Here is a 14,474-nt window from a genome sequence, read left to right as displayed (position 1 = left end):
GGGCTCACGTCTGTAATCCACGCCCGTACGCGGCCCGCACCGGCCTCGACCACCTGCTCTTACTGAGCGTTTGGTCCTGTCTCGGTCAAGATGGTGGCGTTTCCAGAGTCCTGCAGCGCTGGGGTCGCTGTGCTTCATGGGACAGTCGACGCGTGCGTGACGCCTGGGGATCGTTTCGTTCCGACTGCTCCTGTCTGCTCCCAACACGCCCCCGAGCGCCACCCTTTGACCGCTGGCGGGCCCGGCCACGGTCGACTACTTCGCAAACATGACATCGCACAGCCCCTACCCCAGCGACCTGTCGGACGCCCGCTGGGAACTGATCGAGCCCGTCCTGACGTCCTGGCGCAACGAGCGCCGCGCCCGGGCGCTGGAGATCGGCCGACCGCCCGAACACGACCTGCGCCAGATCATGAACGCCATCCTGTACGTGGACCGCACCGGCATTCCCTGGCGCTACCTCCCGCACGACTTCCCGCCCTGGGCCACGGTGTACGGATACTTCGCCAAGTGGCAACAAGGCGGAGTCTTCGAGCAGCTCACCGGCCTGCTGCGACGCCTGGTCCGCGAAGCCGAAGGCCGTGACGCCGAAACGTCGGCCTGCGTGCTGGACTCCCAGACCGTCAAGACCTCCGCCAACGTGCACCTCGCGGATCAGGGCACGGACGTCGGGAAACGCATCATCGGGCGCAAACGCCACCTCGGCTGTGACACTCTCGGGCTGCTGCTGACCGTGCTGGTCACCGCCGCCAGCGTCTCAGACACCGCGGCCGGCGTGACCCTGCTGTCCCGCATCGCCACCGCCCACCCGCACAATCACGAAGGCCTGGGTGGACGCGGGCTACCGCACCACCGCCATCGACCACGGCGCCCGCCTCGGCATCGACGTCCACCCCGTCCACCGCCCGCCCGGCACCCGCGGATTCACGATCATCCCGAGACGGTGGACCATCGAACGCAGCATCGGCTGGCTCATGCACCACCGACGCCTCGCCCGCGACTACGAGCCCCACCCACACCGCTCCGAAGCCATGATCCACCTCGCAATGATCAACCTCATGGCCCGCAGACTCACCGGCGAAGCCACCCCGAACTGGCGCGGAACCTGACCCGGGACCAAACACAAATCCACGGACCAAACGCTCAGTAAGGGCGACCGCCCTACCGTTACCACGCGTTTCCGGAATGGGGTGGGGGCGGGCGATGTGGCCGACCCTGGCGTCGCGCATCACCTGGGGCGCCCTTTCCCCTCGCCCGTCGCGCAGGTCCTGTCCCACCCACTTCTCTTTCTCTTCCTGCTGTGTGGGGCATCGACTCGGGGGCGTAGAGGGGATGCCCGGCTCCCGACAACGGCCCGACCAGCAGGGTGGCGGTGCTGGCGCCGGCCCTCCAGGACGGTGTCCGATCCGACCGCCGTACGCCTCAGGGTGGCGCCCGCATTCGGGGCGGGTGCTTGCGAACTTGCTGGCCTTCCGGGACGGACCTGTCAGGCTGTAGAGATGGGTGCGAACAGTCTGATTTTTCATGTACTGCCGGACGGCGGAGACGAGCGAGGGAGCAGTTTCGGGCTGCCTGCCACCTGGCTCGGGTCGGCTAGCGGATCTGTGGATGTGCACGTGACAACGCTTGTGCCTGGGGCCGTGCGCGGGAACCACTTTCACCGGGCACGTCGCGAGCTGCTGATCATTGTCCATCAGGACGCTTGGTCGGCCCACTGGGATGAGGGCAGCGAGGGGACGCCTGTGCACAGCCGGGTTTTCGAGGGAGGTGGGGCAGTACTGATAGAGGTGCCGCCCATGGTCTCCCACGCCGTGCGTAACGAGGGCTCCGCCATACTGCAGATCACCGGGCTGTCAGACCGGGTTTATGACCCTGCGGCACCCGATACGTACTCAAGGGAAGTGGTGGCTCGATGACGTCCTCGTCGGCACGGTTAGCGACGTTCTGCCATATCAGTGAACTAGGCGTCCCGGGGTACGGAGAACTGCACAGGATGCTGGCGGCCAGCAAGCCGCTGACGCTGTGGGCTCCGTCCAGCGCACTTCTGCAGGATCGGGACTGCCGGATCACACCGGCCGACTTCGTCGCACATGTCGAGAAGGGCCATATACGGATCGTCGCGCGGCGCAAGTGGCTGATCGACCGCGAAGCCCGTGATAATCACCCGTGGGCCGGGGCCCGGTGGGACACCTCGGTGGATGGGGCGATCCGCAGCATCATGGAAGACGACCTGTCGATCAGGGACCGCAGCCTGCGCCGTGTCGTGGCGGCCGAGGACGAGCAGGGGTGGGAATTTGCGGAGGCGATGGTCGAAGAGGACCGGGAAGGCACCGCCGAATGGGAGCGGCTGCTGGCATCGGGAGAGGCCGAACAGGTCATCCCGCCCGGTACGTTGGAGACGGCACGGCGATTCGGGGGCGACGATCCGCGTCGGCAGGTCATCGCAGTGCTCCGTGATGCCTACAACCACGGTCACGCGGTTCGCGAATCGGACGCCGATATCCCCTTCCTGATGCGCAGGACCGACCGTGCCTTCATCACCCGAATCGCCGCCATGTCATGTCCGCCGGCCGTCCCGCATCTGAATGCCCCTGCGCATACCGACGGCGAAACACCGGTCCCCATCAATCTCGCCGAGGTCACCGGGCAACTGCTGGACGTCCTGCGCAGCATCGAGACAAACCAGACCGATATAGAAAAATTTGTCGGCACCCAGGAGCACTCCGCCCTGGTGACGTGGACAGCTGCGGTCTGCGAACGGGTCAAGTCCCAGGGGGTCGCCGCGGCGAACATGGATGTCGCCGGGGAACTGGCCGGCCAACTCGCACAGGCCGGATTCCCGGGCCTGGCGCTGTCCGAACTCGGGCGGCATTGGACGGCGGGCGAGGCAACCTCCGTGGCCGTCGCGAGCCTGGACCTCTGGCTCACCCTCAGCCCCTTCACAACGGGATCCCCGGGTATCAACGATCTCCTCGGCCTGCTGACTTCCGCATTCCCCGTCGGTCGTGGACTGTGCAAGCGCATGGGCCTGGTACCCGGCCTCTTCGATGGGCCCCAATGGCCATTCCTGTACGCCGGAAAGAAGGCCACCCGGCGGACCGTGCCAGCACTGCTGACAGAACTACAAGAAACCCCAGAGTGATACCGCAAACGTGGCGGAAGGCGGCCCTGCCCAGCAGCGTCAGGCAGCCAAGGCCACACTGAAGTGCCGCCACATGCCCTGAAGTTCGGAAACTCGGCTGCACCGAAATGAAGGTCTCGGCCCACCTCATTCAGTCCGGCGCGGCGCAATACCTCGCGTGGGAAACGCACTCGTGCGCGTAGGCTCCGACGTCATGGCCGCCGACAGCATGGTTCAGCTCGTCTCCTATCTCGCCGAACAGCAGCCACGCGAGATCCTGGGCACGCCGGAGAGCGAGTGGGTCGACTTCAAGAGCGTCCCGCCCGAGGGGCCGTACGACCTGAGCACCGACAAGGGCAAGTTCGAGCTCGCCAAGGACGTCGCCGCGTTCTCGAATGCCCTCGGCGGGCTGATCGTGTGCGGCTTCAAGGCCAGGAAGAAGCAGACCGAGCTACACGAGGTCGCGGAGAGGTCACACCCTTCGACAAGAAGGTGGTCGATAGCACGAAGTACAAGGACGTCATCACGAAGTATGTGCGCCCGCTACTCAACGTGAAGTTCTACTGGTACAACCGCCCCGAGGGCGACCCGGAGGCATCCGGGCACTACTTCGTGATCGAGGTACCGGCGCTGGCCGAGGTCGACCGGTGGGCGATGGTCAGCCGGGGGATCACGGAGAACGGCCAGTTCATCAGGAACAGCTGGACGATCCCGATCCGCAACGGTGACACCACTGCCTACCTCTCGGCGGATGAGGTCTACCGGCTTGTGAACGATGGCCTGCGTTCGCGGCGCGGGCCCACCGTGGAGCCCGCGCCGGCTGCGGACCGGGCGAAGGCCAGAGAGGACGTGCGCGCCGCCGTGGGCATGAGGGAGACGCCGGTGCTCTTCTTCCAGAGCGTCCCCGATCATCCGCACGGACTCGTCTCCGGCATGTATGCAAACGGCGGCTTGCGAGACATCCTGAGCAACCAGGACACACTCCGTGAGGTCTACGCCTTCAACTGGGCTTCGGAACGCAACCGCCCTGAACCGCGGGAAGGCGGCCTCCTGCTGGACGACAATCCCCGGCGTGGGCTGTTGATCGAGTCGGACGGAGCGGTCACCGGGGCCGCGGCCGCGAACGCGGACATGCTCGGTTGGGCGATGGAACCCACCATGTCCGGCATCGAAGCCAGCAGGATCAGCGTCTTCGTGCTGACCGAGATCACGCTGGAATACTTCCGACTGATCGACCAGCACATCCTTCCCCTGGTCCCCGGCACGTGGACGCACCGGATCGTCGCCTCGGACTTCGCCCGTTCCCTGGCCCGCACCCTGGCCGCTGGCGACGATCCGACCTTTCCCTACCGAGGGGCTCCGCAGCCCGCCACAAGCGACAGCTGGAACCACAGTTGGCAGGCCTCGGGCGACCCGGAACGCGACGCGTACGAGGCACTGCGACACATCTATCCGCTCTTCGGCCTTGATGTCAGCACCAACCCCTTCGTCGACGCGGACCGTGTACTCGCGCAGAGACTGCAGGCGTAGTCAGGAGCAGTCAGACGCACCGCGGGAACTGGGTTTCCCACGTTCGCGGGTCACGGCGTGACGACCAGTTCCGCCAGATCCAGGAAGGCGTTGGTCGTCGCCACCCGCAGCTGGCCCACCTCCCAGCCGGGCGTGCGCAGCGCGCTGTCGAATGGGACATGCACGATCCGGTCCGACCGAATGCCCAGTCGGCGGATGAAGCTGTCGCGCGGTAGCGGAGGGTACGAGCCGTCGATCTGACCAGCCACCAGGATCGCCGTGTCGGCCAGCTCTAGGCGTCCCTCTTCCCGCATTCCGTCGAGCAAACGCAGCGCCGCGTCGAGGAACCAATCGGTGGTGCCGCAGCACAGGATCAACTGGTCCGTATGGTCCAGCACCACGTCGGCTGACCGGTCCAGACGCTGGGGCGACCAGTCGGTCAGCACCAACGGGTAGTAGCGTGCCGTGTGTTCCAGCACGCGCACGTACTCCTGCGCATGCAGGGGGTTCGGGCCGTAGCGGCCCGCGCGGTGGGCGACCACCTCAAGACCGGACGGGAGCTTCGTGGCGAGGGCGCTCACCGAGGCGTACGACGGGTGCGGTGGCAGGTCAGCGAGATCCCGCACGGTAGCCGGGTTGCGGTCGGTGAGTAACTCGTCAAGCGCTCCCTCCGAGGCGGCACCATCGAGGGCCATCACCGGTTCGCCGCGCACCGCGGCTAGCAGGGAGCCCAGCGCGACCGTCGTCGTGGCCCGCCCGCTGTAGTGGTAGGCGCCGACCAAGGTCAGCCGTCTGCTGTGCGTCAGTGGGACGCGTAGCCGCTCCAGCCGGGCCTCCCCGTCCCGGCGGCCCGCGCCGAAACGGGGCAGCCGCAGCAAAGGTGGTTCCGGGGAAAGTGGTCCGAAGCGTCGGGGCGGGGTGAGGTGAACCCGGGCCGCCGCGCGCACACCACCGTCGACACCTGCGCCGCTCCGTGGGCCGGTCAGCCGGTTCTGGGCGATGTACCGGGCTAGCAGGTCGGCGACCTCGCTCGCCGTCGGCCGCAGTCCGGGATCGTCGTCGAGGCAGCGCAGCACCAGCTTCCGCAGCGGCTCCCAGGTGGTGCCTTGCCAGAGGTGCATGCCCTCGGCCAGGCCCGCCAGACGCAACCCCGCCTTGGTGCTGACGAGCTGGAGCAGCCCGCCCAGCGAACGGACGTTGTCCGCGGCCGTCGGGACCGGTCCGGGGCCCAGGTGGCGTCCGTCGACGACACAGTCCGAGAGGCCGCCGAGGATGACGGTGCGGCGCAGCACGTACACGTCGTCGGCGTTGAGGTCCGCGAGGACCAGTCCCGAGGCGTGGCACAGGGCGAGCGCGCTGGCCAGATGGTAGGCGACGAGGAGCCCACGGAGCGTGTCGAAGGGCGCGGCCCCGGTCGGGATCGCCTCGTTGACGAAGTCGACGAGCTGTGGAGGTCGTGCCCGCGGTGCCTCGGTGCCCGCGATCGGCGCCATCGCCAGCCAGGGCGGCGAGTCGTCGAACCCTGTGGCGAGCAGCGCGGGCACGTACGGTCCCTGGAGCCGGGCCAGCGCCTCTGCCTCCACCTCCAGCAACCGGACGTTGGCTGCGGGCAGATCCGGACGCGGCACCCGCAGCACAGCCTCCGCGCTGTCCGCGGTGACCCCGCGGTAGACCACCGTACGGCGGCCTCGGCGACGCCCGAGCAGAGCGTACGGACCGAGCCGGACGGGGTCCTGGGCGGTCAGCGGCACCCAGTCGTCCGCGGTCCCGGTATCCACCGGCACCGGCCGGGGCCCGGGAAGCGGGGAGACGCGGTCGAAGGACACCCCGAACCGGGTGAGAAGCCGTCGCTCGATACTAGTGAATGGCTGGTGTGAGGCGGGCAGTTGTGCGGAGCCGTCCGGATGGGCCAGCCAGGCGGGGAAGTCTGGGGAGTTTCCGGCGAGTTCCTCAAGGCGGTGTCCGATCAGTCTCCCGGTGCGAAGGAGTTCGGCCTGCGGCACCGCGTCCAAGAGCACTGCCTTGGCCTCCTCCGAGAAGTCGAACACCCGGTGCTTGGCTGGCAGTGGGCCCGGTACGGGTGCCGGATGCGGCCGTACCAGACCGCCGAGGAAGACCTCTGCCAGATGCGAGGGCCGTGCCGCCAGCACCTCGCCCTGCACGAGCCGCATCACCGGCACCGAGAGAGGGGACACGGCCGCGAGATGGGCGGCGAGTCGGTAGGCCTCGGGAGTGGCCGCGTCGCGGAAGTGCTGGGTGCTGTCCGGATCGAGTGAGGCGGCGACGGCGCCAGCCTGGCCGGGGCGGGTGAGCAGCGGCAGCTCCGCGGAGGTACCGGGCGAGGCGAGCAGGTGAGCCCAGCTGCGCAGTGACGCGGCCGTCGGCTCCAGTACCGCCACGGGTACGCCGTCGAACTCGCCCAGCCCCGCCGGGAGCACGGGGTCGGAAATCTCCCAGGAGGTGTTGGCGCCGCCGATCCGCCGGGTGGTGACCTGCCAGTGCTCGGCTGCGATGCCGGACGCCTCCCACATCTCCGGCGGCAGGGTGTGCAGCACCGCGACTGGTCCGTGCGCTGCCCGTTCGGTCAGCAGCTCGTGCATCACGCCTGCCCGCCAGGCGGGGCCCATGCCGTCGCTGACGACAAGGATGAGTGTGCGGCCGGAGGAGTCGTTGACGGTGCTGAGCGGCAGCTCGGGGCTGTCGGGCCGGAACGGTCCCGCGTGCAGCCGTGGCCGGCGTCCCGCGCGGGTGTCGAGGCCGAGCACCCGGATCGTGGCAAAGGCGCCCAACCGCTCCAGCAGGACCCGCAGTTCGGCCCCAAGCCGGTGCCACAGCAGCATGGACAGACCGTCGTCGACGAGCAGCACTAGGTGCAGCCAGCGCTCCCGTGCCGGGCGCAGCACCATGTCGGGCAGCCCGGCCTCGGCGAACCGGGCGGCGGTGCGCTCCTCGTCGATCTCCAGACGGTGCCGGCTGTCCAGACGGCGCCGGAGAGGCCGCAACGCCCGACTGACGGCAAGTTCGTCGGCGAGGGCCTTGCTCTCGGGCACCCTGACGGACATGGCCCGGCGCGGTGTCGCGCCGGGCCACTCGGCGCGCGGCTGCGGCGCCGGAGTCTGGCGGGCCGCCGCGTACAAGGTCGGCGGGATGAGGTCGGGCAGTCCCGGGTCGTCGGGATCGGGCGGCGGTGGCTCGGGAGCAGCCGGGTCCGGTGGGGCGGCTGATTGCGGGGTGGGGTGCGGCCGCTCGGCGGACGGTTCCAGGTGCAGCGGCGCGTCCTCACCCACGGGCAGCCGGCGCGCCAGCCACAACACGTCGAGGACCTCATCGGCGTCCAGGTCGTGCCCGCAAGCGGCGAGCACGCGCAGCATCTCGCCGAACCGGTCGCGGCCCCCGCCCGGCATGGTTACATCGCCCCGGTGAGCCGGTGCAGTACGGCGTCGAGCAGCCCCTCCGCGTTCAGATCGACCCCGCCAGTGCGCAGGAACACCGCGTTAAGCAGCTGGTCGGTTGCGAGTTCGCCCGGGGCGCGGTGGCGCAGGAACGCCTCGATCAGATCGTCGGCCGCCCGCAGCGCGTCCGCGCCCAGGTGCGCCTCGACGATGGCCCGCAGCCGCCGCTCGTCCGGAACCGGCAGCTGGAGCCGGATGCACCGGCGCAGGAATGCGGGCGGGAAGTCCCGCTCGCCGTTGCTGGTGATGACGACGACGGGGAACTCCGCGCACTGCACGAGCCCTTGATGCACCCGAACCGTGCCCCCGTGGTCGTAGGTCTGCACCTCGACGTCGGCCATGTCCTCCGGGAGCCGGGTCAGCTCCGGAATGTCGAAGATGCCTTCCTCGAAGACGGTGAGCAGGTCGTTGGGGAGGTCGACGTCACCCTTGTCCATCTCGTCCACGAGAAGACAGCGCGGGGTGGCCGACGGGACCAGGGCGGTGCCGAGCGGGCCGAGCCGGACGAACGAGCCGATGGACGGCTCGCGTTCACCGCTATCCCGGCTGAGTGTCGTCTCGCGCAGCCGGCCGATCGCGTCGTACTGGTAGAGCGCGTCTTTGACGGTGGAGCGGCTGTTGACCGACCAGCGCAGCAGTTCACCTAGGCGCAGCTCGTGCGCGACCGCGCGGGCCAGCGACGACTTGCCGGTGCCGGCCGGCCCGGTGACCAGCAGGGGACGGCGCAAATGCAGCGCGGCGTTGACGACGTCCGCGTGCTGCCGCTCAATGAGGTACGGCAGTTCGGCGCGCATCGTCCGCACCGGGGTGAAGCGGCGCCACGGTGGTGCAGACGGGAGGGCCACGGCTCTCGGGACGCCGTCACCGCGGAAGAGGCGCCAGTCCGCCTCGGGAGCCGAAGTCATGCGCCCTCCTGTGGTTCAGTCAGCTGTAGTCGGGGCGTGGTCCGGTCAGCGTCGGCCCAGGCCAGGACAGGCCGGCCGGGGAACTCTGGCGGACTGGCCAGTGAGCCCGCACGGTATCCGCGTACTCCCTCAGGCAGTTCACGGGTGGCGACGTCCGCCATGTGCTTGACGGCGTGGGACCTTCCGTCTGGTCCGCGGTCCCACACCACGACCGGAATGCCCAGGACGAGGCAAGTCTGCACGATGCTGTCCCGCGGCGAACCAGGCGGTACGTCCACGGAGACGCGTACGGTGTCGAGTTGGTTGACAAGCTTCGGGTAGAGCGTGTCCGGGTCCATGGACTCGTCTACGACGAAAGTCTTCCCCGAGTCGAGCCGGTTCCACCTGGTGCGCCAGTGGGGCAGGAACCGCCCGTGCCTGCGCAGGAGTTCAGGGCAGTGCACGACGAGTGGAAACTCCACGCCGAGCACACCGGGCACGAGTTCGCCCGGTACCCGTGCCTCCCATTCGTCGATGGGCAGGTTCAGGCTCTTGCGGTCCACGAGCACCTCGACGAGGGGCGGCCGAGCGTCCACGGCGTCGGGCGTCAGCGAGGTGACCACCCGCAGGACCTCCCGGGCCGCCCCGGAGGCCGAGTAGGACCCCACGCTCTTGACCGACACCCGCCGGGGCCCGGAGCCTTCGTCGCACCAGATGCCCAGCCGGTGCCGGTCGCGCTCCGCCCGAGTCACCTCTACCAGGACCCGTGCGCGCCGGGACCCGTCCCGTACCGAGCGGGCCCACACCTGTGCGTCCCAGCGCCGCTCAGCCAGCGCAGCCCGCGGGACGCCGAGCCGCGCCACGACTCTGTTCGCCCACAGGCGCAGTTCCGACTGACGCGGCTCCACGCAGAGCGCGGCGACGTACTCCATAACTCGCAGCAGCGCCGGGACCCTGGCCTCCCCGTCGGCGGAGCGACCGTCACCCGGCAGTGCCTCCAACTGGTCGAGCAGCGCGTCCAGATCTGTGCCGTCCGGGAAAACGGCCAGGTGCGGCAGCGCGGCCCGCACTGTCTCGGGCAGCCGGGCGAGCACACCGGGGTCCAGGATCTGAAGCCGGTCGCGGAGTTCGAGGTACTCCTGCGGGGTCAGCAGCCGGGCGGCGCGGACCAGACCGGCGACGGCTAGGACGCGCCGGGAAGCCCCGCCGGGCTCGCGGCGCAGCACCGCCGTGAGGGCGGCCATGGCACGCGGGTGCGAGAGTAGGAACGCAGCGAACTCCTCGGGCGTGGGTGGAGTGACGTCGCTGCTGTAGCCGACACCGCACGCCCGGGCCAGCCGACGACCGAAGTCGACGCGCCCGTTCCCCGAGGGCAGGAGGTCCGCGACAAGGTCCGCGAGCACCCCGAATGCGGGGTCTTCGGGATCGACGGGCTCGGGCGACAGTGCGTCCAGGACACCCAGCGGCCGCAGTTCCGCCTCGACGCGCTGCCAGGGGATGGCCCAGCCACGCCGGTTCATCTGCTGGGGATGGTACGGGAGCGGGGCACCGGAGTCGGGGTCTTGGCCGGGCAGCAGGAAGGCGGCGGCCACCAGTCCGACCACGGCCCGGTGGCGCGGGGACCACAAGGGGCTGCCGCTGTAACCGGGGCCCACCGCCATACCGGTCGGCGCTCCGTCGATGTAGCCGATGGGGCCGGCGAGCAGGGTGACGGTGAGGTCGGCGAAGGTCGCCTCCTTCCCGCTCCCGTGCCAGGCCTGCACCTTCTGTTGCTGCGACATCGTGGTCCTGCGCGGCGGTGCGGGCAATTCACCGGTTGCCGCCTGGAGCCGCAGCACCGCTAGGTCGCCGAGCCAGGTCGTGTCTCCCTCCAGTACTCTCCCGCCATATTCGGAACGCGGTGGGATCCAGTGCTCGACGCGCGCGAAGTACTGACGGGAGCCGAGCTTCCCGTGCAGCTGGACAAGAATCGGCCGCCGCTCCGGATCACGGGGGTCGAACAGGGGCCGGCCCAGCGCATCGTTGACGACGTGGGCGCACGTGAGCACGGTGTCCACGCCCACGACCAGGCCCGCTCCTGCGGTCAGGCCGTCGTTCGTCCGCCGTACGGTCACTACATGGTGGGAGGGGGCGTCGTCGGGGACCGTCTCGGCCAGGAGGAACCAGCCCATTGGTCACTCCGCGCCCGGGGCCGCCGTGCCTCCGTCGGCCCGTGGCGGGTGCCAGGTCGCGGTCACCGTGAGATGCGCCTGCCCGTTGCCGCTCACGATCCCGAACTTCAGGTCGTGCCCCACCTGGACTCCGAACGTCACACTCATCTCGCTGGGCGGCTCCGGCACGGCGTTGACGGTGCTGTGCACCTCCTGAAGCAGCGCACCGAGCGGTGCCAGGGCACTACGCAGGGCACCGGCCGCGAAGTCGGCGACGCCCCGCCGTCCAGCGGCCACGGGCGTCGACGTCCCCATCCCCGCAGGGAGATCCTCGTCCCGTCCCGCGGCACCACTGGGTGGGATGGGAGAAAGCAGGAATCTGACGGGCGTACCGTCGTCGAACTCTGACTGCAGTGCGGTGGCCACGATCACATTGTGGACCAATTCGCTTTTTCAGACAGCCAGTTCACAGTTACGGACCAGCCCCTGCTTCCCCGGCCCCCGGTGCAGCTTCGTCAGCACCAACCGGCGCTCCCATCGGCGATCCCGCCCGGTCCGGGCGAACTGCTGCACCTCGTCCACGCGCTGTGGAGCACTGGCAAGACCATCCACACACTCGTGCCGCGCTCGCGTAGCTGGCCTGCAAACCCGAATGGCCGGTGCGGCACGACACCGACGAGGGGCCGGGTGAATGCTCGCGGCGAGCCACATCGTGCCAGGGGCGGACGACATAGCGCAGGCGGTAGGGCCGTAGCTAGCGCTCGATCTGGGGCAATCCCCAGGTGTTCCAGGGCTCGCGAACTCAGCCAGGCCTTCCTCCGGCTGCGCCCGCTCCTGGAGCAGCCCGAGCGGGTCTCAGATACCCCGCTCCTGGACCGGCCGAAGCAGCGCCCCGGCGAGGGCGTCCGGGGCGAACGGGCCCGCCCCGGACGCCAAAGAACGCCAGCCATCCGTACGCCAAAGGGGGCCGGCGCGACAGGCGCACCGATGACCATCCGGCCTCGGAGGTTCGGGCTGAGGCGAAGCAGAAACGGGGCAGCCGCTCGATCGTCCTCGAGTCCCGCCCTCCGGAAATCAAGGCTGCCAGGATTCCGCTCGACGCCTCAAATCAACCGATCCCGCTCTGCCGCTTCGGCTGCGGTCAGCCCGCGAGCCTCCAAGGACCCGAAGGGCTACCAGAGCACTACTCGTGCCGCAGACCCGACCCCGCAGCCCTGTCAGGCAAGAATTAGCTCAGTGGGTGGTGACGAGGTCTTCGAGTTGGTGGGCGAGATCGGCGTTGGGCTGCGGGATGGCGCCTAGGCCGTCGATGCGGTCGACTGCCAGGTCGTCGACGGCTTCCTTGACGGCGTCTTCGGGGACGGCGGCCGCGTTGTCGGGCAGATCGAGGAAGACGGTCAGGGCGCCGCCCGGGCCGGTGGTGGTGTCGACGACTTCGTGTGGGACGGGGGCGTACTGGCAGGGTTCGTGTTCGAAGGGTTCGATCTGGCGGGCCCAGAATGTGGCGTCGCGCCATTCGCCGCGGGTCAGGTGTAAGAGGTAGAGGCAGATGGCGCCGGTGGCCTGGCCGCCACCGGCGGCGAACTGGAGCCAGAACTGGGCGCCTTCTTCGCGGTCGGCAAGGACCAGCAGGCAGACGAAGGCGAGGGCGCCGCCGGGGTCGCGGGCTGTGTCGAAACGGGCGATGCGGCGGGCGGCGTCGTTGTCGTGGATGATGCCCTGGCACAGCGCGCGAAGTTCGAGTGCGGCCCGCTGGTGCAGCAGCAGGGGCGGGCGCGGGCGGCGTGGTGCGGAACCGACGGGGGTGGTGAGCGTCTGCATCCAGCGCAGTTCGTGGAGCTGGTCGCTGATGCGGCGGCGGGAGGCTTCTCGGTGGGCTGGGGTGTAGGTGTCCACCCACACCATGGCCGTGCCGTGCAGGCTGCGAACGCAAAAAGTGCACTCCGTTACTGTTCGCCCACTTTGCCGTGACTCTCGCCCGTAAGGTCCATTCGTGCGGTGTATGCGCAAAGTTGACACTCCGTCATGCAGACATCCCGTACGGGGCTTGGCCGTCCCTCGCGACCGCCAGGACACGCCCCCCAGCCACTGCGGGACCGTCACTCGAAAGTGCGTAACAGCGCTCGGACTCCGCGCCGCTGCCGGTGACTGCGAGCGGGTGGCCGCGCGCGGCCTGCCTGCAGTTGTGCTGGTCGAAAAAGACGATGAGCCACCGATGACGCCGTCGGCGTGACATCACCCGGCAACCGCAACCGCACACGGCCATGCGGGGGCTCTCCCCCTGCACATCCACCCGCTGTTGAAGGAGACCGACGTGAGCATCACCCTGGAACACCACACGCCGCAGACCTTCGTCGACCCCTACGCTGCCGGCCCGGCTGAGACCGCCTGGCCACCAGCCGCTGGGCAGGACATGCACTGCCTGCTGCCGGCGCCCAACCCCGCCGAGCGCCTCAGCCTCCTCATCGCCCCCCGCGACCAGCGCCGCCTGGCCCTGCACGCCGCACTGACCACCGCCAACCCATCTACCAGGGGCTTCACCACGTTGTCAGCCCAACCGCCCTACTTCAGAGGCAAGTTGGAAATGGCTCACTGGATCCCACACCAAAAAATCTTGGCCGACGTGTCAAGAATCCAGGACCCAGGTGGGCTGTGGGCAGTAAATGGCCGTTGCTTCACAGTGAGGCGCTTGAGGCCGCAGATTGGGGTGTTTTTCGGTGGAGATGACTGGCATGGGACTCGTCGTGCCTATCGCCCGGTGACAACTGGTTGCGAATCGACGTACTCGCCATCGCCTATCAGGCCGGACTCCACCTCGCCGCCGTCAGGATCTGGGCATGGCGCTGACCAAAGAGGGATCGCTTCTACGATCTTCGTTTGTCCACGTACCAAGCGATGATCACGCAGTGGCCGTACCGGTTTCCGGACGGGTACGGCCACAAGCTTGCGAAGGCGGGAGTACTAGGGGACCCAGAGTTCCCAACGTCCGGGAGCACCGTCAGCGGCTACGCAGACGAATGCGGACCAGTGCCCTGCATTCTCGCCCCATACTCCATAGTTACTGCAGTCGTAAGGGGATTGGAAGGTAGCGATGTACCCCCACCCCGGCGGCCCTCCAAGCGTGGATGCCTGGGAGCCCGCCGCCGGTTGGACCGGTGCGGCAGCAGCGGCTACCCCTGCGGACGTGAAGAGCGTGGCTGCGACCATGCTCGCTACGAGCAGGTACCTGGGCTTTCGCATGCATCAATCTCTCTGTGAGTGAGGACCGGTGGATACGTCGGAGAACTCGTGTTGCCACGCAGTCTTGGCCGCTCTTGAGGGATGACGCAAGGCTTTCGATGCTCTTCGAATAGTAACG

The 14,474-nt window shown here is 68.8% G+C and carries 8 protein-coding genes and 1 pseudogene; 4 read left to right on the top strand and 5 right to left on the bottom strand.

The features are described from left to right. Positions 1-268 precede the first annotated feature (268 nt). The 4 genes and pseudogenes from ABZ098_RS36965 to ABZ098_RS36950 all read left to right on the top strand — a co-directional run bounded on the left by ABZ098_RS36965 (position 269) and on the right by ABZ098_RS36950 (position 4,651). Positions 269-1,109 (top strand): annotated as a pseudogene (locus tag ABZ098_RS36965) (IS5 family transposase). Between the two features lie 884 nt (positions 1,110-1,993). Beyond that, positions 1,994-3,142, top strand: a complete 1,149-nt coding sequence (locus ABZ098_RS36960) for a hypothetical protein (RefSeq protein WP_356598137.1) — start codon at positions 1,994-1,996, stop codon at positions 3,140-3,142. A 157-nt stretch (positions 3,143-3,299) separates the two neighbouring features. Continuing rightward, the gene (locus ABZ098_RS36955) at positions 3,300-3,677 is read left to right on the top strand and encodes a hypothetical protein (protein ID WP_356598136.1); all 378 of its coding nucleotides are present in this window, start codon (positions 3,300-3,302) and stop codon (positions 3,675-3,677) included. Further along, complete coding sequence (locus ABZ098_RS36950; RefSeq protein WP_356598135.1) at positions 3,614-4,651, top strand: hypothetical protein; 1,038 nt, start codon at positions 3,614-3,616, stop codon at positions 4,649-4,651. Before ABZ098_RS36955 ends, ABZ098_RS36950 begins: the two co-directional genes overlap by 64 nt. A 50-nt stretch (positions 4,652-4,701) precedes the next feature. On the opposite strand, the gene ABZ098_RS36945 is transcribed toward ABZ098_RS36950, so the two are convergent. The 5 genes from ABZ098_RS36945 to ABZ098_RS36925 form a co-directional block, all read right to left on the bottom strand. Beyond that, positions 4,702-8,034, bottom strand: coding sequence for an SAV_2336 N-terminal domain-related protein (locus ABZ098_RS36945; RefSeq protein ID WP_356598134.1), 3,333 nt, complete (start codon positions 8,032-8,034; stop codon positions 4,702-4,704). A gap of 2 nt (positions 8,035-8,036) precedes the next feature. Beyond that, positions 8,037-8,987 (bottom strand): MoxR family ATPase, encoded by a 951-nt coding sequence (locus tag ABZ098_RS36940; RefSeq protein WP_356598133.1) that lies wholly within the window; start codon positions 8,985-8,987, stop codon positions 8,037-8,039. After that, positions 8,984-11,137, bottom strand: coding sequence for a trypsin-like peptidase domain-containing protein (locus tag ABZ098_RS36935; protein ID WP_356598132.1), 2,154 nt, complete (start codon positions 11,135-11,137; stop codon positions 8,984-8,986). The genes ABZ098_RS36940 and ABZ098_RS36935 overlap by 4 nt, the downstream gene beginning before the upstream one ends. Before the next feature lie 3 nt (positions 11,138-11,140). Next, entirely contained in the window at positions 11,141-11,413 is a 273-nt protein-coding gene (locus ABZ098_RS36930; RefSeq protein WP_356598131.1) for a CU044_2847 family protein, read from the bottom strand. Between the two features lie 936 nt (positions 11,414-12,349). Beyond that, positions 12,350-13,021 carry a hypothetical protein gene (locus tag ABZ098_RS36925; protein ID WP_356598130.1) on the bottom strand — a complete coding sequence of 224 codons (672 nt, stop codon included), beginning with the start codon at positions 13,019-13,021 and terminating at the stop codon, positions 12,350-12,352. Between the last annotated feature and the right edge of the window lie 1,453 nt (positions 13,022-14,474).

The organism is Streptomyces sp. NPDC006335 (assembly GCF_040612795.1).
Lineage (GTDB): Bacteria > Actinomycetota > Actinomycetes > Streptomycetales > Streptomycetaceae > Streptomyces.
This window is presented reverse-complemented; position numbering and strand designations above follow the sequence as displayed.

Bases quoted from the DNA above. Each gene is read 5' to 3' on its own strand.
- ABZ098_RS36925 (WP_356598130.1), bottom strand. From the start codon at position 13,021: ATGGTGTGGGTGGACACCTACACCCCAGCCCACCGAGAAGCCTCCCGC.
- ABZ098_RS36960 (WP_356598137.1), top strand. From the start codon at position 1,994: ATGCTGGCGGCCAGCAAGCCGCTGACGCTGTGGGCTCCGTCCAGCGCA.
- ABZ098_RS36940 (WP_356598133.1), bottom strand. From the start codon at position 8,987: ATGACTTCGGCTCCCGAGGCGGACTGGCGCCTCTTCCGCGGTGACGGC.
- ABZ098_RS36935 (WP_356598132.1), bottom strand. From the start codon at position 11,137: ATGGGCTGGTTCCTCCTGGCCGAGACGGTCCCCGACGACGCCCCCTCC.
- ABZ098_RS36945 (WP_356598134.1), bottom strand. From the start codon at position 8,034: ATGCCGGGCGGGGGCCGCGACCGGTTCGGCGAGATGCTGCGCGTGCTC.